Origin of the sequence: Variovorax paradoxus (genome assembly GCF_030815855.1) — a bacterium.
GTDB classification, from domain to species: Bacteria; Pseudomonadota; Gammaproteobacteria; order Burkholderiales; family Burkholderiaceae_C; genus Variovorax; species Variovorax paradoxus_M.
Map to the genome: position 1 here is coordinate 5104779 of NZ_JAUSXG010000001.1, position 25508 is coordinate 5130286.

19 protein-coding genes are annotated in these 25508 nt (G+C 67.7%); 5 read left to right on the forward strand and 14 right to left on the reverse strand.

Annotated elements, in window-relative coordinates:
* Positions 1-19: 19 nt before the first annotated feature.
* The 8 genes from glcF to QFZ42_RS24325 form a co-directional block, all read right to left on the reverse strand.
* Positions 20-1255, reverse strand: coding sequence for a glycolate oxidase subunit GlcF (gene glcF, locus QFZ42_RS24290; RefSeq protein ID WP_307703427.1), 1236 nt, complete (start codon positions 1253-1255; stop codon positions 20-22).
* Between the two features lie 25 nt (positions 1256-1280).
* Positions 1281-2411, reverse strand: coding sequence for a glycolate oxidase subunit GlcE (glcE, locus tag QFZ42_RS24295; RefSeq protein ID WP_307703428.1), 1131 nt, complete (start codon positions 2409-2411; stop codon positions 1281-1283).
* A gap of 21 nt (positions 2412-2432) precedes the next feature.
* Positions 2433-3935, reverse strand: coding sequence for an FAD-linked oxidase C-terminal domain-containing protein (locus QFZ42_RS24300; RefSeq protein WP_307703429.1), 1503 nt, complete (start codon positions 3933-3935; stop codon positions 2433-2435).
* A gap of 95 nt (positions 3936-4030) precedes the next feature.
* Positions 4031-4912 carry a LysR substrate-binding domain-containing protein gene (locus QFZ42_RS24305; protein ID WP_307703430.1) on the reverse strand — a complete coding sequence of 294 codons (882 nt, stop codon included), beginning with the start codon at positions 4910-4912 and terminating at the stop codon, positions 4031-4033.
* Between the two features lie 304 nt (positions 4913-5216).
* A complete protein-coding gene (locus QFZ42_RS24310) occupies positions 5217-6149 on the reverse strand; it encodes an SMP-30/gluconolactonase/LRE family protein (RefSeq protein WP_307703431.1) in 933 nt (310 codons plus the stop codon).
* Positions 6150-6401: 252 nt separating this feature from the next.
* Positions 6402-7934, reverse strand: coding sequence for an ammonium transporter (locus QFZ42_RS24315; RefSeq protein ID WP_307703432.1), 1533 nt, complete (start codon positions 7932-7934; stop codon positions 6402-6404).
* Between the two features lie 21 nt (positions 7935-7955).
* Positions 7956-8294 carry a P-II family nitrogen regulator gene (gene glnK / locus QFZ42_RS24320; protein ID WP_007833403.1) on the reverse strand — a complete coding sequence of 113 codons (339 nt, stop codon included), beginning with the start codon at positions 8292-8294 and terminating at the stop codon, positions 7956-7958.
* Between the two features lie 70 nt (positions 8295-8364).
* On the reverse strand, positions 8365-9189 hold the full coding sequence (locus tag QFZ42_RS24325; RefSeq protein ID WP_307703433.1) for a TorF family putative porin: 825 nt from the start codon (positions 9187-9189) through the stop codon (positions 8365-8367).
* Between the two features lie 216 nt (positions 9190-9405).
* Between QFZ42_RS24325 and QFZ42_RS24330 the strand changes: the two genes are divergently transcribed.
* Complete coding sequence (locus QFZ42_RS24330; RefSeq protein WP_307703434.1) at positions 9406-10947, forward strand: YifB family Mg chelatase-like AAA ATPase; 1542 nt, start codon at positions 9406-9408, stop codon at positions 10945-10947.
* Positions 10948-10960: 13 nt separating this feature from the next.
* Positions 10961-12181, forward strand: a complete 1221-nt coding sequence (locus QFZ42_RS24335) for an MFS transporter (RefSeq protein ID WP_307703435.1) — start codon at positions 10961-10963, stop codon at positions 12179-12181.
* On the opposite strand, the gene QFZ42_RS24340 is transcribed toward QFZ42_RS24335, so the two are convergent.
* From QFZ42_RS24340 to tssJ, 6 genes are all read right to left on the reverse strand, one after another.
* Positions 12174-14270, reverse strand: coding sequence for a serine/threonine protein kinase (locus QFZ42_RS24340; protein WP_307703436.1), 2097 nt, complete (start codon positions 14268-14270; stop codon positions 12174-12176). The genes QFZ42_RS24335 and QFZ42_RS24340 overlap by 8 nt on opposite strands.
* Positions 14271-14301: 31 nt before the next feature.
* Positions 14302-15030 carry a type VI secretion system-associated protein TagF gene (gene tagF, locus QFZ42_RS24345; protein WP_307703437.1) on the reverse strand — a complete coding sequence of 243 codons (729 nt, stop codon included), beginning with the start codon at positions 15028-15030 and terminating at the stop codon, positions 14302-14304.
* Position 15031: 1 nt separating this feature from the next.
* Positions 15032-18667 carry a type VI secretion system membrane subunit TssM gene (tssM, locus tag QFZ42_RS24350; protein WP_307703438.1) on the reverse strand — a complete coding sequence of 1212 codons (3636 nt, stop codon included), beginning with the start codon at positions 18665-18667 and terminating at the stop codon, positions 15032-15034.
* On the reverse strand, positions 18667-20037 hold the full coding sequence (locus QFZ42_RS24355) for a DotU family type VI secretion system protein (RefSeq protein ID WP_307703439.1): 1371 nt from the start codon (positions 20035-20037) through the stop codon (positions 18667-18669). The genes tssM and QFZ42_RS24355 overlap by 1 nt, the downstream gene beginning before the upstream one ends.
* A gap of 8 nt (positions 20038-20045) precedes the next feature.
* Entirely contained in the window at positions 20046-21428 is a 1383-nt protein-coding gene (tssK, locus tag QFZ42_RS24360) for a type VI secretion system baseplate subunit TssK (RefSeq protein ID WP_307703440.1), read from the reverse strand.
* Between the two features lie 164 nt (positions 21429-21592).
* Positions 21593-22108, reverse strand: a complete 516-nt coding sequence (tssJ, locus tag QFZ42_RS24365) for a type VI secretion system lipoprotein TssJ (RefSeq protein ID WP_307703441.1) — start codon at positions 22106-22108, stop codon at positions 21593-21595.
* Positions 22109-22366: 258 nt separating this feature from the next.
* Here tssJ and QFZ42_RS24370 point away from each other — a divergent pair, with 258 nt between their 5' ends.
* From QFZ42_RS24370 to QFZ42_RS24380, 3 genes are read left to right on the forward strand one after another with little or no spacing between them, the layout of a single operon-like run.
* Complete coding sequence (locus tag QFZ42_RS24370; protein WP_307703442.1) at positions 22367-22666, forward strand: TssQ family T6SS-associated lipoprotein; 300 nt, start codon at positions 22367-22369, stop codon at positions 22664-22666.
* 58 nt (positions 22667-22724) lie between these two features.
* Positions 22725-24692, forward strand: coding sequence for a type VI secretion system-associated FHA domain protein TagH (tagH, locus tag QFZ42_RS24375; protein WP_307703443.1), 1968 nt, complete (start codon positions 22725-22727; stop codon positions 24690-24692).
* The gene (locus QFZ42_RS24380) at positions 24685-25497 is read left to right on the forward strand and encodes a PP2C family protein-serine/threonine phosphatase (RefSeq protein WP_307703444.1); all 813 of its coding nucleotides are present in this window, start codon (positions 24685-24687) and stop codon (positions 25495-25497) included. Before tagH ends, QFZ42_RS24380 begins: the two co-directional genes overlap by 8 nt.
* The last annotated feature ends 11 nt before the right edge of the window (positions 25498-25508 follow it).

Genomic DNA, 25508 nt, shown 5'->3' on the forward strand with positions numbered 1-25508 from the left:
GGCGCTCTTGCGTGTGCGATCAGGCCGCGGCCGCCAGCGCCGCGTCCAGCAGCTCCACCCAGTGGCGCACGGGCGTCTCCTGGCTGCCGCTTTGCAGGTGCGTGATGCAGCCGATGTTCGCCGAGGCGATAACGCTCGGCTGCAATTGCCGCAGATGCCCCAGCTTGCGGTCGCGCAGCGGGTAGGCCAACTCGGGCTGCAGCACCGAGTACGTGCCGGCCGAACCGCAGCACAGGTGCGCTTCGTTCATAGCCACACGCACGTCGAAGCCGAGCGCGCGCAGATGCGTCTCGACGCCGCCGCGCAGCTTCTGGCCGTGCTGCAGCGTGCACGGCGGGTGATACGCCACCAGGCCGGCCGGGGCGCGCACGCGGGCCTTCAGTGCCGGAACCAGGTCGGGCAGCAGTTCGCTCAGGTCGCGCGTCAGCTCGCTGATGCGCGCCGCCTTGGCAGCATAGGCCGCGTCGTGCTGCAGGATATGCCCGTATTCGCGCACTGTGACGCCGCAGCCCGAAGCGTTCATCACGATGGCTTCGACTTCATTGCGTTCAACCTGCGGCCACCACGCATCGATGTTGGCGCGCATCTGCGCCTTGCCGCCTTCCTGGTCGTTGAGGTGGAACTTCACGGCGCCGCAGCAGCCGGCCTCCTTCGCGATCACGGTCTGGATGCCCGCCGCGTCGAGCACGCGCGCCGTCGCGCTGTTGATGTTGGGCATCATCGACGGCTGAACGCAGCCCGCGAGCATCAACACCTTGCGCGCGTGCGCGGCGGTGGGCCAGGCGCCGGCCTCCTGTTTGGCGGGCACCTTGGCCTTGAGCACTTCCGGCAGCAGGCCGCGCATGGCCTGGCCCAGCTTCATGGCGGGGCCGAAGAGCGGCGACGGCAGGCCCTCTTTCAACAGCCAGCGTTGCGCCGATTCCGTGGCAGGGCGAGGCACTTTCTCGTCGACGATCTTGCGGCCGATGTCGACCAGGTGGCCGTACTGCACGCCGCTCGGGCAGGTGCTCTCGCAGTTGCGGCAGGTCAGGCAGCGGTCGAGGTGCAGCTGCGTGCTGCGCGTCGGCGCCTTGCCTTCGAGCACCTGCTTGATCAGGTAGATGCGCCCGCGCGGGCCGTCGAGCTCGTCGCCGAGCAGCTGGTAGGTGGGGCAAGTGGCTGTGCAGAAGCCGCAGTGCACGCACTTGCGCAGGATGGCTTCGGCCTCACGGCCTTCGTCGGTGTCGCGGAATTCGGGGGCGAGTTCGGTTTGCATCGCGGGGTGTCGTCTGTTTTGTCTTTTATTCGGCCGCGAACAGCCGGCCGCGGTTGAAGAGGCGGTGCGGATCGAACTCCTGCATCAGCGCGCGATGGATGCGTGCCACCGGGGCGCTCAACGCATCGAAGCGTGGAATGCCGTTGTACACGTCGGCACCGGCGGGCAGCCTGAACAGTGTGGCGTGGCCGCCCGCCGCGCGTGCGCTCTCGCGGATGCGCGCGGCCTGATCGGGCGGCGCCTTGTACCAGCGCTGGCCGCCGTGCCATTCGATCAACGGCGCGGCAGCACTGCCATCGAGCGCGAGCACCGGTGCGGTCTGCGGCACCGACAGGCGCCAGAGCGCATCCGGCCCTTCGGCGGTGGCGAACCATGGCAGTTGCTGGTCGCGCAGCGCTTGCCAGTCGGCGGCGGCGCGCGCGTTGTCCTTGCGCTCGCCGCCGAGGTGCGTGCACGCCGCCTCCACGGCAGCGACGGCGCCGCGCAGCCTCAGGCAGAGCGCGCCGGCACCGGCATGCTCGAACCAGCAGCTCGCATTCAGCGGCAACGGCCGGCCGCCCCATTCGTTGAGCAGCCGCAGCGCATCGCTTTGAACGCACGCAAATTCCAGCGTGGCTTCGGCCGGCGCGACGGGCAGAACCTTGAGGCTGACTTCGGCGATCACGCCCAGCGTGCCCCAGGAGCCGGCGAGCACGCGCGAGACATCGTAGCCCGCCACGTTCTTCATCACCTGCCCGCCAAAACTCAGGATGTCGCCGCGTCCGTTGACGAGCGTGGCGCCGAGCACGTAGTCGCGCACCACGCCCACGCTGGCACGCGACGGACCGCCGAGGCCCGCGGCGACCATGCCGCCGACAGTGGTCGCACCGTGGGTGGTGCTGCTGCTGTCGAAGTGCGGCGGCTCGAAAGGCAGGCACTGCCCTTTTTCAGCGAGCACGGCTTCGAGCTCGGCGAGCGGCGTGCCGGCGCGCACGGTGACGACCAGTTCGCTGGGCTCATAGCTCGTGATGCCGGTGAGGCCGGTGGTGCTCAAGGTTTCGCCCCGCGGCGCTTCGCCGTGGAAGTCCTTGGTGCCGCCGCCGCGAATGCAAAGTGGCGTGGCATCGGCGGCTGCGGCGCGGATGCGCTCGATGATCTGGCTGAGAGCTTGATCCATGGTCTCTTTTTGTTGTTGCTCTCAGAAGCGCGGCAGATCGGGATGCGGCAGCCTGCCGCCGCGCACCACCTGCTTGCCGTACTCGGCGCAGCGCTGCAGCGTGGGAATCACCTTGCCGGGGTTCAGCAGCCCGGCCGGATCGAAGGCCCGCTTGACGCCGAACATCTGTTCGTTCTCGGCTGCGGTGAACTGCACGCACATGCTGTTGAGCTTTTCCACGCCCACGCCATGCTCGCCTGACACGGTGCCCCCCATGGCCACGCTGGTCTCGAGAATGTCGGCGCCGAAGAGCTCGCAGCGGTGCAGCTCGTCGGGGTCGTTGGCATCGAACAGCACCAGCGGATGCAGATTGCCGTCGCCCGCGTGGAACACATTGCAGCAGCGCAGCCTGTACTTCTTCTCCATCTCCTGAATGGCCAGCAGGATGTCCGCGAGCCGCTTGCGCGGAATGGTGGAGTCCAGGCACATGTAGTCGGGGCTGATGCGGCCCGACGCGGGGAATGCGTTCTTGCGTCCGCTCCAGAACTTCATGCGCTCGTCTTCGCTGGTGCTCACCGCGATGGCGGTGGCACCGGAGGCGCGCAGCACGGCGGTCATGCGGCCGATTTCTTCTTCCACCTCTTCGGCGGTGCCGTCGGATTCGCACAGCAGGATGGCGGCGGCATCGAGGTCGTAGCCGGCGTGCACGAAGTCTTCGACGGCGGCGGTCATGGGCTTGTCCATCATCTCGAGCCCCGCCGGAATGATGCCGGCCGCAATCACCGCCGCCACCGCATCGCCGGCTTTGCGCACGTCGTCGAAGCTGGCCATGATGCAGCGCGCGAGCTGCGGCTTGGGCACCAGCTTGACGGTGACCTCGGTGGTCACGGCCAGCATGCCTTCGCTGCCGATGACCAGCGCGAGCAGGTCCAGGCCCGGCGCGTCGAGCGCCTCGCCGCCGAACTCAACCGGCTCGCCCTCGGCCGTGAAGCCGCGCACGCGAAGCACGTTGTGCAGCGTGAGGCCGTATTTCAGGCAATGCACCCCGCCCGAGTTCTCGGCCACGTTGCCGCCGATGGTGCAGGCGATCTGGCTCGACGGATCGGGCGCGTAGTAGAGGTTGAAAGGCGCGGCCGCTTCGCTGATGGCGAGGTTGCGCACGCCGCACTGCACAACGGCCGTGCGGCTCACGGGGTCGATCTTCAGGATGCGGTTGAACTTGGCGAGCGAGAGCGTCACGCCCAGCGCGTGCGGCATGGCGCCGCCCGAGAGCCCGGTGCCCGCGCCGCGCGCGACCACGGGCACAGAAAGCTGATGGCAGGTGGTGAGCACGGCAGCGACCTGCGCCTCGGTCTCGGGCAGGGCCACGACGAGCGGCCGCTGGCGGTAGGCGGTGAGGCCGTCGCACTCATAGGGCGTGGTGTCCTCGGCGTGCCAGATGAGCGCATGCGCGGGCAGGTGGGCCTGCAGGGCGTGCACGACCTGCGACTGGCGCTCGGTTTTCTGCAGCGAATCGTGCTGGACGGCGGTGAGCGGCGCGTTCATGTCTGTGTGTGTCTCGTGGTGCTCCGCACTCTACGCAAATGCGGCGGCGCCGGGTTGAAGCTTTTTCGCGCCGGACTTGAGAGAACTTTGCCGGCTCAGCGCAAACTCTGCGCCAGCCAGTCGACGAACGCCGCACATTCCCAGCGATCGAGCGTGCCCGGCTGCCAGCAAATCGTGTGGCGGTGCGGCGAAGGCACGGGCCGGTCGGAAAGCGGCACGAGCCGGCCCGACTCGAACCAGGCGGCGCCCATTTTCAGGCGGACCAGCGCCACGCCGAAACCGCTCGCGGCGGCATCGTAGACGAGCCCCAGATCATTGAACTGGGAGCCGACATGCGGCTCGGGCTGGTCGATGCCGCAGCTCGCGAACCAGGTGCTCCAGGGTTCGAGCGGGCTGCGGATCAGCCGGGCGCTGGCAATTTCGGCGGCAGTGCGAAAGCCGTCGAACGGGCCAAACTCGTTGAGGAAGCTCGGGCTGCAGGCGGGCACCACTTCTTCTTCGAGCAGCAGCCGGTGTTCGCAGTCGGCGTACGCACCGGTGCCGTAGCGCACTTCAAGATCGGCCTGCTCGGCCGTGACGTCGAGCAGCGGAATCGATACCTGCAACACCAGTTCGATGTCCGGATAGATGTTGCGGAACAGCTCGAGCCGGTGCATGAGGAACTGGCGGCTGAAGGTCGGTGTGACGGCGATGCGCAGGCGTGTCGCATGCGGTGCTGCATTTCCGAGCGGCGTGGCCTGCAATGCGGCGAGGCCGGTGCGCACGTTGGCGAGATAAGCGGCACCGTCGGCGGTAAGGCTGAAATCGCTGCGGCCGAAGAGCTTGAAGCCGACGTGCGCTTCGAGTTGGCGGATGCGGTGGCTCACGGCGCTGGGCGTAACGCACAGTTCATCGGCCGCGCGGCCCGCGTGGCGCAGCCTGGCCACGGCTTCGAAGGTGAGCAGGCACTGGATCGGGGGGATGTGCTGGAGGGCCATGTGCTTTTACCCTCTGAGATCTTGTTCCTGGCGCTTCTGTTCAGGGCCTGTGCACAGGCCACCGGGTACTCCCCTCCGCGAATGTCCCCCGGCTTCGCCTCCTCCTTGATTTCGCTGCGGGGAGCACCCGATGCCCTGTGCACTGGGGCACGCGGCTGGTGTGCGACCGATCAACCACTGCTCTGAATCACGCTTCCGCTGATGGGGTGCCTTGCGCAGCGAAATCAAGGAGGAGCCCGAAGGGCGGGGGACATTCGCGAAGCAAGGTACCCCGTCGGCGGGAGTGCGCCCTGAATAAAGCACCCTAGTCCTCGAAGAAGTTGACAGGCAACCCCGGCGTATCGACGCGCATCGAGATCACCGTGCCCGATGCCGGAAGCCGCTCGATCTCCGCCGCAGGCCGGCCCTTGCGACCACTGGTGACGAAGAGCGTCCGCAGGTCGTCGCCGGCGAAGCAGGGCATGGTCGGGCACTGGACGGGAACGGGGACGGAAGCCACGATCTCGCCCGACGGCGCAAAGCGCAGCAACTGAGCGCCCTCGAACATCGCGACCCAGTAGTGGCCTTCCGAATCGACCGTCGCGCCGTCGGGACGGCCTTCGTAGCGCACGGATGACCCGGGCGTCCAACCTTCGGGCTTGGCCTCGAACTGGTGGAACACACGCGCACGTGACAACGAATTGGCTTCTGCATCCCAATCCCACGCGCACACCACATGCGCGGCGGTGTCGGCCCAGTAAAGGATGCGGGCATCGGGCGAGAACGCGAGGCCGTTGCCGGTGGTGGACTCGTTGGCCATTTGCGTCAATGTCGGCGCCACGCCGGTGTCGGTGCGCGCGTTGAAGCAGTAGAGCGCGGCGTTGGCCTTGTCCTTGGCCTCGTTGAGCGAACCGGCCCAGAAACGGCCCAGCGCATCGCATTTGCCGTCGTTGAAGCGCATGGTGCGCACGTCGTGCGCCACGCGCGCCATTGCGACCAGTTCACCGCCCCATTCACGAGCCCGGTAGATGCCGTCGCGCAGCGCGATCACCAACCCGCCGCTTCGCGCTGGCGCCATGCAACCGGGCTCGGTGGTCAGCGCCCAGCGTTCCACCTTGGCACCGGCCGTGCCGATTTCCCCGCGCGTGCGCAGCACCGCGCGCCCCGGAATGTCTAGCCAGTAAAGCGAGCGTTCGTGCGGGTGCCAGAACGGCGATTCGCCGAGCTCGCAAAGGCTGTCTTCGAGGGTGGTCCACATGATCTCGGCATTGTGCATCCGCTCCCCCGCAGGCCAAAAAAAAAGCCCGCTGACGCCGAAGCGCTCGCGGGCTGAACATCCAAAGGAGACCTTGCTGAAAAACTCGTTCCTGCTTTTTCTTCTTCTCACCACCAGCCCGCGCACCGCATGCCTTCTTCCAGAAACACCGCGGAACCGGCTTTGCCGGGCCGCTGGTGTTGCCCCCAGCAGGGGGGTTGGCGAAGCGACACGAAGTGCGCGAAGACTGGGGGGTTACCTGTTATATGCGGTCTCGCCGTGCGAGGAGATGTCGAGGCCTTCGCGCTCTTCTTCTTCCGACACACGCAGGCCGATGGTGAGGTCGGCGATCTTGAAGGCGATGAACGCCACCACGCCCGACCAGACGATGGTCAGCAGCACGCCCTTGAGCTGGATCCAGACCTGGGCACCGATGCCGTTGGAGATGACGCTGGCCGTGACCCAGTCGCCCACGAGGCCGGGGCCGCCGAGTGCCTGGGTGTTGAACACGCCGGTGAGCAGCGCACCGACGATACCGCCGACACCGTGCACGCCGAACACGTCGAGCGAGTCGTCCGCGCCGAGCAGCTTCTTGAGGCCGTTGACGCCCCAGAGGCAGGCGAAGCCGGCGATGAAGCCGATGATGATCGCGCCCATCAGGCCGACGTTGCCGGCGGCCGGGGTGATGGCCACGAGGCCTGCAACGGCACCCGAAGCGGCACCCAGCATCGAGGCCTTGCCGCGCATCAGCGCTTCACCGATGCACCATGCGAGCACCGCGGCAGCGGTGGCGGTGAAGGTGTTCATGAAGGCGAGCACGGCGCTGGTGCCGGCTTCGAGGGCCGAACCGGCGTTGAAACCGAACCAGCCGACCCACAGCAGCGAAGCGCCGACCATGGTGAGCGTGAGCGAGTGCGGCGTGAAGGCTTCCTTGCCGTAGCCGACGCGCTTGCCGATGACGAAGGCACCGACCAGGCCGGCGACGGCGGCGTTGATATGCACCACGGTGCCGCCGGCGAAGTCGAGCGCGCCCCACTGCCAGATCAGGCCGGCCTTGCCGTTCATGGCATCGACCACGTCCTTGGAGGCGTAGGCGTCAGGGCCCATCCAGAACCAGACCATGTGGGCGAGCGGCGCATAGCTGAAGGTGAACCAGATCACCATGAACAGCAGCACGGCCGAGAACTTGGCGCGCTCCGCGAAGGCACCCACGATCAGGCAGCAGGTGATGCCGGCGAAGGTGGCCTGGAAGGCGGCGAACAGCAGTTCGGGGATGTAGACGCCCTTGCTGAAGGTGGCGCCGGGCGCGAACACACCGGTGGCCGGATCGAAGATCCCCTTCATGAAGAGCCGGTCGAATCCGCCGAAGAAGGCATTCCCTTCGGTGAACGCGATGCTGTAGCCGTAAATGAGCCACAGCACGACGATCATCGAGAAGGTGACCATCACCTGCATCAGCACCGACAGCATGTTCTTGCTGCGCACCAGGCCGCCGTAGAACAGCGCCAGGCCGGGAACGGTCATCATGATGACGAGCAGCGTGGACAGCATCATCCAGCTGGTGTCACCCTTGTTGAAGGAAGGAGCCGGCGCTGCGGCGGGTGCTGCTTCGGCAGCAGCGGGGGCTGCGGCAGGTGCCGCAGCCGCAGGAGCAGCCGCGGGAGCCGGGGCGCTGGCCGCCGGTGCGGTTGCAGCTGGCGCTTCCGCCGCGGGCGCCTGTGCGAAGGCGGCCGTGCCGGCAGCGAGCACGCTCAAGCCGAGTGCAAGAGAAACAAGCAGTTTTTTCATGGTTGTTTTTTTCCGGGCTGATCAGAGGGCTTCGCGGCCGGTTTCACCGGTGCGGATGCGAACGACCTGCTCGAGGTTGTAGACAAAAATCTTTCCGTCGCCGATCTTGCCGGTGCGGGCCGCACCCTCGACGGCTTCGATCACGCGGTCGACGAGGTCGTCGGATACCGCTGCTTCGATCTTGACCTTGGGCAGGAAGTCGACCACGTACTCGGCGCCGCGGTACAGCTCGGTGTGCCCCTTCTGGCGACCGAACCCCTTGACCTCCGTGACCGTGATGCCCTGCACGCCGATGGCCGACAGTGCCTCGCGCACCTCGTCGAGCTTGAACGGTTTGATGATGGCTGTGACCAGCTTCATGATGACTTTCTCCTTCTTGGATGGAATGAATGGCGCGGCAGCTTGGGCCGCACCTTGTTCTTGTGCCTGCTTACAGCGTCTTGCTGAGCGTAACGATGAAGCGCGCCTTGTTGGGCGAGTAGTACTGCTGGCCGATCGGGCCGAAGCCGAAGTCGACCCCCGGGTTGCTCAGCGCGAGGTAGGAGCTCTTCTTGTTGGCGCCCTGCACCGAGCCGGCCAGTGCCAGGCCGTTGCCGAAGTCATACGACACGCCCACGTTGTAGTCCACGTAGCTCTTGTAGCCCAGGCTGCGGATGTCGCTGGACATGTGGGTGTAGCCGAGGGCGGCCTTCAGCGTGAGCTTGGGCACGATTTCCTTGCTGTAGGCCAGGTTCAGGTAACCGGTGTTGGTGCCCTTCAGGCCCGAGCCCGACTTGTAGCCGGCGTAGCCGAAGTAGTCCTTGGACACCGTGTGCGAGTACTTCAGGGTGAACGAGCCGATGGCTTCGTCGGCCCAAGTGCCCGCGCCGTACAGTTCGGTCGTGTTGCCGATGGAATTGCCGGGGTAGATGTAGGTCAGCGCGCCCACGTCCATGTCGAACGGGCCGGCCTTGAACTTGTAGCCGCCGTAGATGTCGCTCTCGATGCTGTTGCCCTGGAGCCAGTTGACGCTGGAATTCCAGTTGCCCACGTAGAAGCCGCTTTCGCCGAACGCGTAGTCGAAACCGCCCTGGATCGCGGGCTTGAAGCCCTTGGTCTTGGCGTAGTCGTTCTTCCCGATCATGTCCTGGTCCTGACCGCGGAACTTGTAGTTGCTGGTCAGGGCCACATTCCCCGAGAGCTGGGCGCTCGCCAGCATCGGCAGGGCTGCAAGGGCGACCACGGCCACTGCCTGGGCGAATTTACGGTGCATCATCGAGACTCCTCGGAGTTGGTGGATTGTTGGGGTGGACAGCGTTTCATAGCAGGGAGCGTGCCAAAGTGCTCGTTCCGCCCTGCTGCATGGCCGCAGCCCCTGCATCCGCAACACCGATGAAAAGTTACAAGAGTGTTCAGATGCGACGCCCTCAAGGGCTCGCGGTGCACAAGTCCGACCAAAAACGGGCGCACCACAATGGGGAGAGTCATAAAAATGAGCTTGTCTTTGGTGCAAAGCCGCGCTTTGCTTGGGCTGGAAGCAGCCAGTGTCACGGTCGAGGTGCATCTGGCGAACGGCCTGCCGAGCTTCACGCTCGTCGGGCTCGCGGAAACCGAGGTCAAGGAGGCGCGCGAACGCGTGCGTTCGGCCATCCAGAACGCCGGGCTCGAATTTCCGAACAACAAGAGAATCACCGTCAATCTGGCGCCGGCGGACCTGCCCAAGGACTCCGGCCGCCTCGACCTGCCCATCGCGCTCGGCATCCTCGCCGCCAGCGGGCAGATACAGTCCGCCCGGCTCGCGGGACACGAGTTTGCCGGCGAACTCTCGCTTTCGGGCGAGTTGCGCCCCGTGCGCGGCGCGCTCGCCATGGCCCTCGCCCTGCACACCCGCGGCATTGCGACACGCCTGGTGCTGCCCACGGAAAGCGCGAAAGAAGCGGCCCTGGTGCCCGGCGGCGAGGTGTATGGCGCCAGGCACCTGCTGGACGTGGTGCAGCGCTTCATGGCCGAGGACGCCGCCGCCGTGGCTCCGGCCGAGCCGCCCCATCCGGACGGCTGGGCCCGAGTTCACGCCGCGGCCGCAGCGCCCACACCCCTTTATGCCGACCTGGCCGACGTCAAGGGCCATGCCGGCGCCAAGCGCGCGCTCGAAATCGCTGCCGCTGGCGGCCACAGCCTCCTGATGGTCGGCGAGCCGGGCTCGGGCAAGTCGATGCTGGCACAGCGCTTTGCCGGGCTGCTGCCACCCATGAGCATCGACGAGGCGCTCGAGAGCGCGGCGGTGGCAAGCCTGGGCGGCAGCTTCTCGACGGCGCGCTGGATGAACCGGCCGACCTCGGCGCCGCACCACACGTCCAGTGCCGTGGCGCTGGTGGGCGGCGGATCTCCCCCGCGGCCAGGTGAAATCTCGCAGGCGCACCACGGCGTTCTCTTTCTGGACGAATTCCCGGAATTCGCACGCTCCGCGCTGGAGGCGCTGCGCGAACCGCTCGAGACCGGCACCATCACCATCGCGCGCGCCGCCCGGCGGGCCGAGTTGCCGGCGCGCTTTCAGTTGATCGCCGCCATGAACCCCTGCCCCTGCGGCTACCTGGGTTCGACGCTCAAGGCCTGCCGCTGTACGCCGGACCAGGTCTCGCGCTACCAAGGCAAGCTCAGCGGCCCGCTGCTGGACCGCATCGACCTGCACATCGAAGTGCCCGCGGTCTCGGCGCAGCAGCTGCTCGATGCGCCCGCCGGAGAGTCGACCGGCAGCATCCGCACCCGCGTGGTCGCCGCGCGCGACTTCGCGCTGAAGCGCCAGGGCAGCCCCAACCAGGCGCTGCAGGCCGGCGCCATCGACCGGCACGCCGCGCTGGACGATGCGGCGCGCAAGTTCATCGTCAACGCCGCCGCCAAGCTCGGCTGGTCGGCGCGCAGCACGCACCGCGCACTCAAGGTGGCACGCACGGTGGCCGACTTGGCCGGCGCCGAATCGGTGCAGGCGGTGCATGTGGCGGAGGCGGTGCAGTACCGTCGGGCGTTGCGAAACTGAAGCCGATGGAACAGTGAACTCACCCGCGCCCACGCTCTACAACCGCCGCATGGTGGGCTGGCTCTCGCTCGGCCAGCTCATCACCTGGGGCAGCGTCTTCTACGCCTTCGCGCTGCTGATGGAGCCGGTTGAACGCGAGCTGGGGCTGAGCCGGGCGCAATCGTCGCTGGCCTTCAGCCTTGCGCTGCTGGCCGAAGGCGCGCTGGCCTGGCCGGTGGGCCGGTGGATCGACCGCGGCCATGAGCGGGCGGTGATGACGGGCGGCTCGCTGGTCATCGTGGCCGGCCTGCTGCTGCACAGCGTGGTGCACAGCGCCCTGGGCTTCTACGCGGCCTGGACACTGCTCGGCGCGGGGCTGGCGGCCACGCTCTACAGCCCGGCGTTCTCCATCGTCACGCGGCGCTTCCCTAACGATTTCCGCCGCGCGATCATCACGCTGACTTTTCTCGGCGGGCTGGCCAGCACGGTGTTCATTCCGCTGGTGGCCTGGCTCATTGCAGAGCTGGGCTGGCGGCACGCGCTGTGGGTGCTCGCGGCCGTTCATCTGTGCATCTGCGCGCCATTGCATGCGCGGGTGCTGCGGCATGCGCCCGCGCCCGCAGCGACCGGACGGCCGCACTCCGGCACTGCGACCGGTGTTACACCCGCGAGCCACTACATGCGCACCGCACCCTTCCTGCTCGTGGGCGTTTTCACCGTGCTGCTGATGGCCGTCACCGCCGCGTTGCCGCCGCACATGGTGAGCCTGCTGCGGGGCGCGGGTCTCAGCGAATCGTGGGCCATTGCCGTGCCCGCGAGCATCGGGCTGGTGCAGGTGCTGGGACGGGCGCTGCTGTATTTCTTCGAACACCACTTCGACCTGCATCTGGCGAACCGGCTGATCCCCTGCCTGATTCCGCTCGGCCTCCTGGCGCTGCTTGCGGGCGCCGGCCATCCGGGCGCCGCGCTGCTGTTCGTGTTTTTCTATGGCATGGGCAACGGCATGCTCACGATCGTGAAGGGCACCGCCATTGCGCAATATGTGAACCGCGACCACGTGGCCACGCTCAACGGCGCGCTGGGCCTGCCGAGCGCCATCGCCCGCGCCCTGGCGCCGCTGATGCTCGGCGTGCTGTGGCAGCCGGAGTCCGGCTACACGCCCGGCCTCTGGGTGCTGCTGGCGGCCAGCGTCGTCGCGGTGCTCGCACTGGTCGGCGCGCAGCGCTGGCGCCGCGCGCCCCTAACGTCTACTTGAACTCGTGGCTCACCACGGGCGCGGACTTGCTGTCCTGCACCGTGATGCGCTGCCGGTACACATCAAGCTCGCCGTTGCGCACTTCGATGTTGTAGATGCCGGGCCGCAACGACAGTGACTTGAGCGGTGGGCTCACGCCGCGGTCCGCGCCGTCGACGAAGACCTGGCCCCAGGGCCGGATATTGAGTACCACGCGGCCATTGCCGGGCGGAGCCGCCGGCGTCGCAGGCGGCGGTGCAAGCGGTGTAGCGCCGCCCGCCACCACGGTCGGCACGGCGTTGGTCGGCGTGGTGCCGGGTGCTGCGGGAATGGTTGGCGAGAGCCGGTTCAGCTCGGCAATGGCGTTGCGCGCCTCGCGCGCATGCAGGCCGCGCCGGTATCGGCGCAGGTAAGCCTCGTAGCCTTCCCGGGTGTTCTCGGCCTGGGCCAGGTTCCAGTCTTCGACCTCGGAGGTGGCGAGGGCGGGTTCCGGCGGGGTGGTCGGCGTTGCGGGCGCTGGGGGCACTGCTGCGGTGGCCGGCGGGGCCGGGTTGGGCGCGATCACCGGCACGCTGTCCAGCGGCGTCAACGAACCGGCCGGCGCGCTGGCCGCTGCGGCGGGAGCGGCCGCGCTCCCAGGGCCAGCCGCGACGTTGCCGCTCGGGGCGCTTTCGCCGGGCGGCACGGCGGGAGGTGGCGCGCTGGCGGACATCGGCCCCGACGGCGGTGGCACCGGCGCCATGGCGGTGGAGGTCTCCTGCTTCCACGAGCTCAGGTGAAGGCCGATCCAACTGCCCACGGCGACCAGTGCGATCAACAGCACGCCGACCAGTCCCCACGGTGGCCGCGACGACGTTTTCTTGGCGGGCGGCGGCTGCTTGCCAGCAACCGATGGTGCGCTGCGCGCGGGCGCTTCACGCGGCGCGGCGACCCGGGGTGCGGGCAGCGGAGCAGGCGCAGATTCGGGTGGGTAGCCGGGTTTGACCGATTCGGGGCGGGCGGCGCCCGCCCGCGCAACGCCAGGCGATGCGGCGGCTTCCGGTGCCTTGGCCACCGGCATCGGGGGCGTGGACACGGCCGGCGCTTTCTGCGGCGGCTCCGGCGCCACCGCAGGCGCGGCCTTCGCAGGCGGCGGAACGAGAACCGTCGGGGCCGTCAACCCGCTCACGTAGGTGTCCCCAAGCTTGGCGAGGCCCAGTTCGGCCGCGAACGCGGCCACGGTTTGCGTGCGGTCCTTGCTGTGCACCGCGAGCGTGTGGTCGACGGCCGCGCAGAACGCCGGGCTCAGGTCGCCGCGGCCGAGCGAGGCCAGCGGCACATACGCGTCCTGCACGCTGCGCACCACGGCCGAGGGCGGCGGATGCCCGGTGACCGCGCGGTACAGCACGGCGCCCAACGCATAAAGATCGGTCCACGCGCCCTGCAGCAGCGTGTTGTCGTCCGCGTACTGCTCGATGGGCGAGTAGCCCGACTTCACCATCACCGCCACTTCGTCGACAAGGTCGGCAATCGACTTGCGCGCCGCGCCGAAGTCGAGCAGCACCGGCAGGTCGTCCTGCTGGATGAAGATGTTGTCGGGCGCGATATCGCGGTGGAAGCACTGGCTGCGGTGCAGCGTTTCGAGTGCGCCGAGCAGCGGGCCCAGCATGCCGAGCAGCCAGGCTTCGGAAATCTTCGCCGGTTCTTCCTCGGCCAGGCGGCGCAACGTGCGGCCGCGGTAGAGCTGGATCGCCATGTAGGCGGTGCTGTTCGCCTCCCAGAAACGATGCACCCGCACCAGGGCCGGATGGCTGAACTGCGCGAGCGTGCGCGCCTCGTTGATGAAGCTGCGCAGCCCGGCCTGGAAGGTGGCGGTGAGCCGGTCGGAACGCACATGCACGCTGTCGTCGCCCACGCGGCGCGCGAGCATCGACGGCATGTATTCCTTCACGGCCACCTCGCGCTGCAGTGAATGGTCATAGGCGCGGTAGACGATGCCGAAGCCGCCTTCGCCGATCACTTCGAGCAGTTCGAACTCGTCCAGCCGGTGGCCGGCCTCCAGCGGATGGGGCCGCTCCTGCGGATCGGGCGGCGCGCTGCTGCTGGTGTTGCTGCTGGCGTTCGTCGTCATGCATTTCCTCCCGCGGCGGGGGTCTGTTTATTCATGCCCATGGCACATGCCCCTGTGAAAACAACTTCGAAAACAATGGCGTGTTGAGGCCTCCGCCGTGCGCGGCGGTGCGCAGCGGCGAGCCGTCCGCCTGGTTGGTCCACCAGTAGCTGGTGCTTCCGAATGCATCGAAGCACAGCGGAAGCTCGGGCCAGCCGATCCGCTGCTGGGCACCCGCGCCGGTGCTTCCACCGGCCGCCGGCCCGAGGATCGACAGGATGTCGTCCGAGCCGCCGCTCGCCGTCTGGAACCCGCCATGCGCCGCAGCCAGCACCTGGAGATCGAACTGGTCGGGCGCCACGCTGTGGCGAATGGCTTGCAGCAGCGCGGTGCCGCATTGCCAGTACCAGGCGGCGGAGCCTTCCAGCATGGAAGGCCGATAGTTCGGCGCGGCCACCTGCACGGTCACGCACACCGGGTAATAGCGCCCGACGCGGTCGCAGCTCGGCGCAATGCAGCCGAACTGCACCGCGTCCACGCCCTGCGTAGCGGGAATCGCAAAGTTCCACACGGGCGCGACGACGTAGTGCCGCGTCATCGCATCGGGCCAGCGCTTGAAAGTGCCCAGGCCGTTCTGCATCCAGCGATCCCACCAGGCCTGGAGTTCGCGCGGCATGCGGCGATAGAGAAAGTCTCCGGCCGAAGGCAGCTTGCCGTACCAGCCGATCTGCTCGTCGGCCGGCACCCACGCGCGCGCCGACGAAGGAATGCCGCTGTTCATCTCAGGACTTTCCCGGGCACGAGAAGCCGCTCATCTGGTTCAGGCGCAGCGGGTTGTAGACGCTGTTCGCAGTCACCGCGAGCACCACCTTCTTGCCCTGCAGATCGAAGGTCGCGTTGAACGATTCGGGCGAGCTGCCTGCCGAGACCGAGGCCTTGTCGAAAAGCCGATGCAGCGCCCATGGCCCTTCGGTGACGATGCCGCCGGCCGGCGTACCGTTGGCGGTCGTCACTTGCAGCCGCACCTGGTTGCTGTTGCGCGGACCGGGCCATTTCACGGTGCTGGGTGCCTGCGGGCCATGCGCGTAGCGCACCGTCTGTCCGTCGACGTCGAGCGTGAACTGGCTGATGGCGGCGTCCATGTCCTCGGGCCGGAGGTCGATGGTGAACGACGGCGTACGCCCGCCCGCCATGCCCGTAAAGAACACATCGCGGATCGCCTGCGCCCTCTGGAACGAATCGAGATACGCCGAGCGGCCCGGCGAGCTGCCGTCCACGCCCTTCTTGAAGGCCCACGGGTTGACGGCGGTGTCGACCTGCGAGGCCAGATTCTTCTGGAAGAAGTCGTCCATCATGCCGCCCGGCGCGAACAGCTGCGCGAAGTCGCCGGCCGCCACGTCGCGGTTCGAGCCGCGCGTGAACGGATAGCGCCCCGCAATGGCCTGGTTGCAGAACTGCCCGATGGTAGCGGCCGCGCTCTGTCCGATGTTCTGCCGCGTCACGGCCGCGGCCTTGGACGACGCGGTGGCCGAGAGATCGTTCAGCATGCCCTGGAACGGCACCGGCAGGCGGCCCGCCTCGGCCTGCACCTTGGTCACCGCATCGCTCGAGGGCGGGATGTTGCCGCTGCGCAGTGCCGTGTCGGTGGCCGTGAGGAAGGTGTAGAGCTCGTTGATGAGCGCGGCCGTGGCGTCGATGGGCGCCTGCCCACCGGCCTTGGGCGCGGTCACCATGCGGCGCAGCGGTGCAAAGTGGTTGTCCACCAGCGACTCGGGGCGGTCCGGCGCGGTGTTGCGGCGCTGGCTGCCGTCGGGCTGGCCGATGAGTTGTTCGATGCGCTCGCGCGTGCTGGCCACGCGGTTCTGCGCCTGGTCGAGCAGGCTGCGCGCAGCCTCGTCGTGGTTGCGCAGCAGGTCGGTCTCGCGCGCGGCACCGCGAATCAGGCGCGACATCGGCGACTCCGAGGTCGAGAGCACGCGCGTCATCTGGATGCTCTGCAGCAGCGAGCGGCTGTCGGCCAGGCGCACGTCGGCCAGGTACTCGTCCCAGACGCGGATGTAGTCGGTGAGATAGAGCCGGCGCACCTCGCGCAGCAGCAGTTCGCGCGAGGTGATGTCGGTCATGCCCGGTGCGCGGATCTGCAGCACCCAGCGGTCTTCCTGCTCGAGCGCGAGCGTGGTCTCCGCCATGCGCTTGTCGAAGATGTCCCAGTAGCCGCGGTAGGTGAACAGCGTCGGAATGCCGTCGGTCAGCGGCTTGCCGCTCGCGCGCTTGATGACCAGCGCCGACTCGGCCCCCGCCGCCTCCGCAATGCTGAAGGCATTGGGCGGGCTGGTCTGCAGCAGGATGCGCCGCAGCCGCGCATAGGAGCGCTGCGCCAGCGGCACGCCGGCCAGGCGGTTTCGTGTTTCGGTGATGAGCCGGTCGTCCTTGGCGAAGGGCGACGTCACCACGCGTCCCGCGAACAGCGCCTTCAGGTGCGATTCGAGGTTGGTGCGCTGCTCGCGCGTGAGCGACGCGCCGATCTTGCGGTCCACGTCGGTGAGCAGCCAGGCCTGCAGAAAGTCCGCGTCGTAGCGCTCCGCGTCATACAGCATGAGGTAGGCCTTGAGCGCCTCGTAGCTGTATTCGGCATCGATCTTCGCTGCATCGCGCAGCGACTGCTCCACGCGCTGCGCCGCCTGCGGCAGCAGCACGCTTTCGAGCGCGCGCTGATAAACACCGTCGGTCGCGGCCTGCAGCTTCTCGCCCTGGTAGAGCCCGAAGCGGTAGCTCATGGGCGGGTCGCCGATGTCGAAGTGGCTCGACCTGGGCAGGTCGCGCAGGCGGTCGAGCACCAGCAACGAGCTCGCGATGTCGCTGTTCGAATCGACCACGGTCGGCAGCTCGCCGCGCGCCGCGGCCTTGTTGAAGGCCTTGGCGTTGGTGTCGACCTCGGCCACGTAGTCGCGGTTGTTGCGCCAGCTGTTCACGCAGGCGCCCAGCAGCACCACCAGCAGCACCCCGATCACGCTGTAGCCCGCCAGGTCGATGGCCCGCTTGCGCCGGTACCAGCGCAGGTTGGTGCCGGCCACGCCCGCGTCGCGGAAGATCACCTGCTGCAGCAGTTCCTTCAGGAAGTAGCTCTTGCCCGGGCCCGGCGGCGGCGCCGGCGGCGCATTGACCTGCAGATAGCGCTTGATGGCGCCCATCACGCGGTCGAAGGCGGTGCCCTCCTGCGTGCCGCTGGTGAAGTAGACGCCCCGCAGCATCGGCGCGACTTCGAACTTCGAAGGGTTGAACACGTCGGCCAGAAAGGTGCCGAGGATGTCCTCGAAGCTCGCGAACTGCTGCGGCAGCAGGTAGGCCTGCGCGCGGCGCATCTGGTCGGGCTCGGCCGCCAGCAGCTCCGGCAGGCGCTCGTCGAGCCGTTGGTGCAGCAGCTTGTATTCCTGGTGGAAGCGCTCGCGCAGGTCGGCCTTGGCCGGGTCCGCCGGGTTGGCATCGATCGGAAAGGTAAAGCCCCAGACCTGCGAGCGCTCGGCCCGCCCCAGAGAGCCGAAGTACTCGTTGAAGCCGGCCAGCAAGTCGGTCTTGGTGACCAGCACGTACACCGGGAAATTGATGCCCAGGTCGTTGCGCAGTTCGAGCAGCCGCTTGCGCAGCGCCATGGCGTGGCGTGCGCGCTGCGCATCGTCGGCCAGCGGCAGGTCGGCAATGCTGATCGTGAGGATCGCGCCATTGATCGGCTGGCGTGGCCTGAACTTCTTCAGCAGGTCGAGGAAGCCCTTCCACTCGCTCTCGTCGGTTTCGCGGTTGCTCTCGTGCGTGGTGTAGCGCCCGGCGGTGTCGATCAGCACCGCTTCGTTGGTGAACCACCAGTCGCAATTGCGCGTGCCGCCGATCCCGCGCACCGCGGCCTTGCCGAGCTGGTCGGCCAGCGGGAAGTCGAGGTCGGAGTTGACCAGCGCCGTGGTCTTGCCCGAGCCCGGCGCGCCGATGAAGATGTACCAGGGCAGTTGGTACAGGTACTGCCGGTCGAACACCGCGAAGCGTCCAGCGGCCTTGCCTTCGGCGCCCGAGCCGAAGCGCATGTTCTTCAGGATGGCGGTGGCATCGGTGAAGCCGCTTTGCAGCTCCTTGATCTCGGGCGCGTCTTCGGGCTTGGCGGCCTTTTCTTTCGCGGACGGGGTGCGCAGCTGGTTCAGCAGCTGCGCGTTGAGGCGCCGCTCGCGCCATTTGCGGTACAGCACCCGCGCAATCCAGATCGCGAATATCAGCGCGATGACGACGATGCGGACGAACTCGCTTTCGAACGGCCGGTAGCGGCCCACCGCGATGACGGGGCCGATGACCCAGATCAGGAACGCGAGCGCCAGGAGCCCGAGAAAGACCCAGAGGTCGCGGCTCACGAGGAAACGGAAAATGGCGCGCAGCATCAGCGGGCTCCTCCCTGCTGCGGCGCTGCGGCGGCGCCGGCCACGGGCGCTACCAGCAAGGTCACTTCGACCCGCCGGTTGCGCGCCCGATTGGCCGGCGAGTCATTGGGCACCAGCGGATCTGCATCGCCGCGGCCCTCGGCGCGCAGGCGCTCGGGCCGGGTCACGCGCATGGCGATCATTTGCTTGACGGCATCGGCGCGTGCCTGCGACAGCTGCCAGTTCGACGGAAAGCGCACGCTGCGAATCGGCTGGTCGTCGCTGAAGCCGCTGACCAGCACGTTGCCTTCGACGGAATTGAGCGCATCGGCCACGCGCGAGAGCACGGGCGCATAGCGGTCGAGCACGCGGTCAGAGCCCGAGGCGAACAGGCCATCGCCGCGCAGCACCACCACGCTGCGGTCGGCCTCGTCGCGCACCGTCAGCAGGCCGTCGCGGATTTCGGGCTCGAGAAAGCGCTGCAGGCGCGTTTGCGCTGCGGGCATGGCCACGGCGCGTTGCGTCTGCGGCAGGCGCACCGCATTGACCGCGGAGAACGCACCGTCGGAACGGCCGGCCAGGCTGAAGGTGAGCACCCCGAACACCAGCACCAGCAGCACCGCCGCCACGGCGCCCACGGCCCACAGCGGCAGCCAGTTGCGCGTGCGGCGCACCGGCGCGCTCGCGTCCTGCCAGTGCGGCGACAGCGGCACGGCAATTTCGCCGCGCGCCTGGCGAATGATCTGCAGCAGCCGCTGCTTGAGGGTTTCGAGCTGCGTGCGGCCGTTGTCGATGACGCGGAAGCGCCCTTCGAACCCCATGGCCAGGCAGAAATAAATGAGTTCGATGAGCTGCAGGTGTTGCTGCGGGTTCTGCACCAGACGCGACAACAGCTGGAAGAATTTTTCGCCACCCCAGGTCTCGTTGTGGAACATCACGAGCAGGCTTTGCGACGACCAGATGCTGCCGCCCCAGGGCGTGAGCGCGGCCGCTTCGTCGACGGCCGTGCACAGGCAGTAGCGCGCGCCGATGATCACCTCGGGCGCAATGCCGCTTTGCTGCGCGCGCGTTTCGAAGCGCCTGACCTCGTCGACCAGGTGCTCGCGCAATTGCGCGGGCGCATCGTGGTGGCCGGTGGCGCGGATCTGCGGAATCAGGTCGAGCAGCGGATTGGCCGCGGCAACGAGCGGATTGTTGCCCGCCAGCGCCGTGTCGCCCGCATGCGGACGGCGCGCGTCATGCCATGCGGTGAATGACTGGGGTTGCTGGCCGAGGCCGCGCGACGCCGCGGGCATGCCCGGCGCGTCCCCATGGCCGCTGTTGTTGCCGCCGCCCGGGTTCGGAGGCACGAAGCCTCCCGGACCGACAGCCATGTCGTTGACACCGTTCATAGGGTCTCTCACGGACGAATGGCCCAGAACTCCATGGCCAGGCCTGGGAAGTCGCCGGCCAGGTGCATCGCAACGCCGCCCGATTTTTCGAGCTGGCGCCACATGTCGCCGCTCTTGTCGAGCTCGAAATAGTGATAGCCCGCGTTGTATGGAATCTGCCGCGGCGCCACCGGCAGCGGCCGCACCGTGACGCCGGGCAGCTGCAGCTGCACCAGGTCGCGAATGCGTTCGACCGAACCGATCTTGACCTGCGTGGGAAAGCGCTGCTGGATGGCGTCGGCGGGCAGGTCGGCATGCACCGCGAGCACGAATCCCGCATTGCGCACCAGCACCGGATCGGGCATGCGGCCCACGCGCACGCCGTGGCTGCGCTCTTCGAGCTCGATGGCGATGGCGCTCTGCTCGAGCACCGCCGACAGCGAGCGCCGCAGCTCTTCCATCAGCGGCCGGATGCTCTCGTTGAGGTTGTCGTGGTCGTACACCGGCCACACCACGGGGCGCCGCGTGGGCGAGGTGTGCGTGGCGAGATGGCAGGCCAACTTGAGCCAATCGGCGAACAGCTGTTCGGGGTGCACCTGCACCGCCTGCTGCGCATGCCAGGTGGTTGCGAGATAGCGATTCGCCAGCTCGAGCAGCAGAAAGTCGGAGACCTCGCTCACGCCGCCACGGCCCGGCTGCGAGAGGCGCGCAGCCAGTGCCTCGGAACGCTGCGTGAGCAGGCCGTGCAGCTCGGCGATCATGCTGCGCAGCATGGCGTGGGCCGACGCATCGAGCACCGGCGGAATGTAGTTGGCATCGATCACCAGTTTGTGGTCGGTGCGGCGCTCGATCACGCGCACCGCGCCAATGGCCTGCCATTCCGCCGTGAGCGACGATGCGCGCGCGAGGCGCAGGCGCGGCTTTGCCAGCTGCAGCACCGCGGGGCCGAGCGCCACCGCATTGCCGTCGGCCACTTCGCGCTCGATCACGCCGAAGCGTGCGGCCGAACCTTCGTCTTCCGAGAAGATGACCTCTTCACTGCCGGTTCGGCGCAGCGGCAACGCGAGCACGATGAGCTCGTCGGTCAGGTCGCTCGGCACTTCATAAGGCAGCGGCGCATCTTCCGCGCCGAAAGAGAACGGCGTGCCATCGGGCAGCACGCCCGCACCGCCGAGCAGCGACACGCGGCCGAGCGCATAGGCATCGCGGTCGATGTCCAGGTGAAGCCATCCCCAATAGGCGCCTTGCAGGCCCGCGGTGCGGCGCGTGACGTACTGCTCGACATAGCGCTCCAGTTGCTGGAAGTGCTGGGGCCGGAGGTACATGCCTTCGGACCACACCACGCGATTCGCCAATGCCTGCGGATGGGCGCCCTGCTGTCTACCAGCGCCCGGGTTGCGAACTGTCACCAAAGAAAGAACCTCCTGGGCAATGCCCACGCTGAAGCGAGAGGTACGTTGTTAACGTCCTCCCGATTGATCCGGTTTTTTTCTCTGATGCTACACGGCGCTTCTTACGTTTTGCACCGAATTTCTCGTGCGAATGGGTCGCACTTTTTAGCTACAAAGCATTGAAACTAACGACTTGGTAGTAACTCGATGCCTGTCTTGCGGATCGCGATGCGCACGGTTTGCTCGCTCGGCGAAAACTGCCACACCTTGTAGAGATTGGTTTGCTTCGGTTCCTTGAGCGGCAACACGATGCGCCAGCGCGAGGCCTCGAGCTTGCGGTAGCCGGCAATGATGCCGATGGCGCGCGAGTCGAGTCCTGCCTCTCGCTTGAACACACGTTCTTCGCCGCTGCGCATGATGGCTTGATCGGCGTTGACCAGTTCCGTCGACAGCGTTTCGCGGTCGCGGTCCTGTAGTGCAAAGTAGTCTGCTGTCTCGAAGTTACCGGAAGATTTCAGTTCGAAGACTTTGACGAGAATCGGCGCGGGCTGGCCGCGCCCGTCGGGGTTGACACCGTCGTCGATGCGAATGGTCACGGCATAAGGTGTGGGCAATGACTTCGCAGTCGATGCGCATCCACTGAGGCCGCCAAACAACGGTGCGGTAGCAAGTGCGCCTTGAAGCAAGGTTCGTCGATGCATGGGATCTCCCTCAGAGGTTCGCGGCCTATATTATCGAAGTCGTGCGCACCCACCGAGTCGCATATCGCGTGTGTATTGCGTGCCTGTCGCACGACAGCGGCACACTGTCTTATGAAGCATTGCCTTTCATTGCCTTTCGCAAGGTTGGAGAGAAGATTGAAGTCATGTCTGCCTGCTTTGGCGTTCTCCTTATTTCTGGCCGCTGGTTGCACGACCACGCCACCCGAACCGCCGCAACCCGAACGACTGAGCCAGCAAGTGGCGCGCACCACGCTCGAGCGCGCGCAACAGGCGTATGACGAAGGCGACTATGCCAAGACGATCACCACGCTCAAGAGCGGCGGCGTGTCGGTGTTCGAAGCCGCGGAACCCGCGACACGGCTCGATGCGATGAAGCTCGAGGCGTTCAGCTACTGCGTGGCCAACCAGGTGCCCGAATGCCGCACGCAGTTTCGCAAGATTCTCGATACGTTCCCCAACTTCGACCTGAGCGTTGCCGAACGCAAGCACCCGGTGTGGGGCCCTGCGTTCGAGGCTGCCAAGCGGATGAAGCGTTGAGCGCCTGGAGCGCTTTGAGCGGCAGCACACCGCAGCTCGACATGAACACGGAGATGCCATGCGTTGGACGGTGATCGAACATGCCGGCAAGCCGGTGACATCGGGCCCTTCGGCCTTGCTCGCGGCGCCGGGCGGAACCATCGGGCGCAGCCCCGACAACCACCTGGTGCTGCCCGACGAGCAGCGCCAGATCTCGCGCCTGCAGGCCACCGTGCGCTTCGATGAGCAAGGCATCGAGGTGCTGCGCAACATGAGCGCGGTGCTGCCCATCAGCGTGAACGGACGCACGCTGCAGCACGAGGAAGAATCGCCAGTGGCGGATGGTGACCGCGTCACCATCGGGAGCTACGTGCTCGAAGCGGTGACCAGGCATCGCGCGGCCACAGTCGCACCCATCGCACCCATTGCGGCCGCGGTGCCGATGCCGCCTCCGGCCGCCGCGCCGATGCGCGATGTCCCCGTGGCCGGCGCAATGGCGCAAGCGCCCATGGATTCGCTGCTGCCGGCCGCGCCGGTGTCCGACGTGTTCTCCGACCTCTTCGGCGCGGGCGCGCTGCCCATCGGCGATGCGCAAGCTGTCACTGTGGCGATGCCGCCGGCCGCATCGCCACCGCTGCGCGCCGAAGCCCCTGTGGCTGCGCCAATGCCGGCGATGCCTGCTGCACCTGCGTTCGCTTCGCCGCTTGCGCCAGTGCCATCGCCCTCACCCGCGCCGGCGAGCGCCTCGCAGATTCCCTCCGCGGCTGACTGGGACGCCATCCTTGCCAACGCGCCGCGCCGCGAGAAGAGCGCGCCCGAGCCCATGCCCGACCCCATGGCGCATGAGCCCTTCGAGTTGCCTTCGCAGGCACGCAGGAACCCGGTCGATCCGCTCGCCGAGCTCAACCCGCATGCAGCGAGCGGCATGTCCGACGTGGCTTTGAAGCGCGGCGTGGACCCGCTCTCGTTCTTTGCCGCCGACAGCAACGCGCCCTCGCCGCTTTCCGATCCGCGCCCCACCGCGCTCACCCACGAAGATCCGCTCAGCGACCTGCACCCCGCCCTCGACCTGCTCGCTGCCAAGCCGGTCACGTCGCAGGGGCCCAGCCATTCGAACCATGCGCGGGAAGTGTCCGCGCAGTTCAGGCCGCCGATCCCGGTGGCATTCGATCCGCCGCCTGCTGCAAAGCCGATGACGGTCGAGGTGGCCGCTGCACCCGCGGAACCTCTGCGGTCGCCGCCGCAAGCAGTATCGGCACCCGCCGAGCCGGTGAGTCCTCCCGCATCGGCTCCGGCCCCGGCCGCCCGCGTGGACGCAACGCCGCCCGCGAAGGCCGCGCCGCCCGAACCGGCCGCCCCACCGCAACCGAAGCCCGCTGCGATGCCGCCGGTGACCGTCGCGGCGGCACCATTGGCATCGCCCACAGCACCGGCCTCATCCTCCTCGGACGAACTCTTCAGGGCCTTTCTCGAAGGCGCCGGCGTGCCCGACGTGGCCGGTCAGCAGCCGCTGGACGCGGACGCCATGCGGCGCCTCGGCCGCCTCATGCGCGCGTTCACCGACGGCACCATCGAACTGCTCTCGTCACGCGCCATGCTCAAGCGCGAAGTGCGCGCCGAGATCACGATGATTGTCGAAGAGGAAAACAACCCCTTCAAGATTCTTCCCAATGGCCGTGCCGTGCTGATGCAGATGTTCGGCGCGCGCATGCCCGGCTTCCTCTCGCCCGAAGCCGCCGTGCACGACGCGCTCGGCGACCTGCAATCGCACCAGCTCGGCATGGTGGCCGGCATGCGCGCCGCGCTGCTCACCGTGCTCAAGCGCTTCGATCCCACGGCGTTGAACACCGCCACGCCGCACGACGGCGGACTGGGCGAAAAGCTGCTGCCCGGTGGCCGCGAGGCCCGCCTGTGGCGCCAGCTGCAGAAGCTGCACGCGGAAACCACAGCGGCGGTCGAGGACGATTTCCAGGCCGTCTTCGGCCGGGCCTTCCAGCAGGCCTACGACAAGGAGATGGAGCGACTGAAGGAGGCACGCCGTGCTTGAAACCACCCGCGCCTTCGCGGTGCCCATTTCCACCTCGCAGTTCTCCTGCGTGGGCGAGCGCAGCGGCAACCAGGACGCCATCGGCTACCACCTCGACGAATACAACGCCTGCTTCGTCGTGAGCGACGGCGTGGGCGGCAACGCAGGCGGCGAACTGGCCGCGCGCATCGCGGTCGACACCGCGCTCAACACCTTCGTCCGCAACCCGTCGGTGGAGAAAGAAGACATCCAGGACGCCGTGAAGGCAGCCAACGACGCCATCCTCGCCAGGCAGCGCGAGCTCGCCGACCAGAGCAAGATGAGCGCAACCATCGTCTCGCTCTTCGTCGACCGCGCGAGCGGCCAAGCCTGCTGGGCCCATGTGGGCGACAGCCGCCTCTACTGGTTCCGCCGCGGCGCGCTGGTGCAGCGCACCGAAGACCACAGCCTGTCGGAGCGCTCGGGCGAAGCCGCCATGGACAACGGCGTCAATGGCGGTGAACGGCTGGTGAAGACGAACCTGCTGTATCGCGCACTGGGGGCAAGGGCCACGGCCGAGTCGACCGTGTCGACGCCGCAGCGGCTCGCCGACGGCGACGCGTTCCTGCTGTGCACCGATGGCCTCTGGCAGCTCATCTCGCAGCAGGTGATGGAACGCTCGCTGCAACTGGCCGACAGCGCCGAAGAATGGCTCGCGCTGCTGCGCCGCGCGGCCGAAGCCAAGGCCGACGAGTCGCGCGACAACTACTCGGCGCTGGCCGTGTGGGTGGGGTTTCCGCAGCAGGTGACGTTGGCGGGGACGGCGTCGCCTGCGGCGGCGCGTTGAGCGAACCCGCT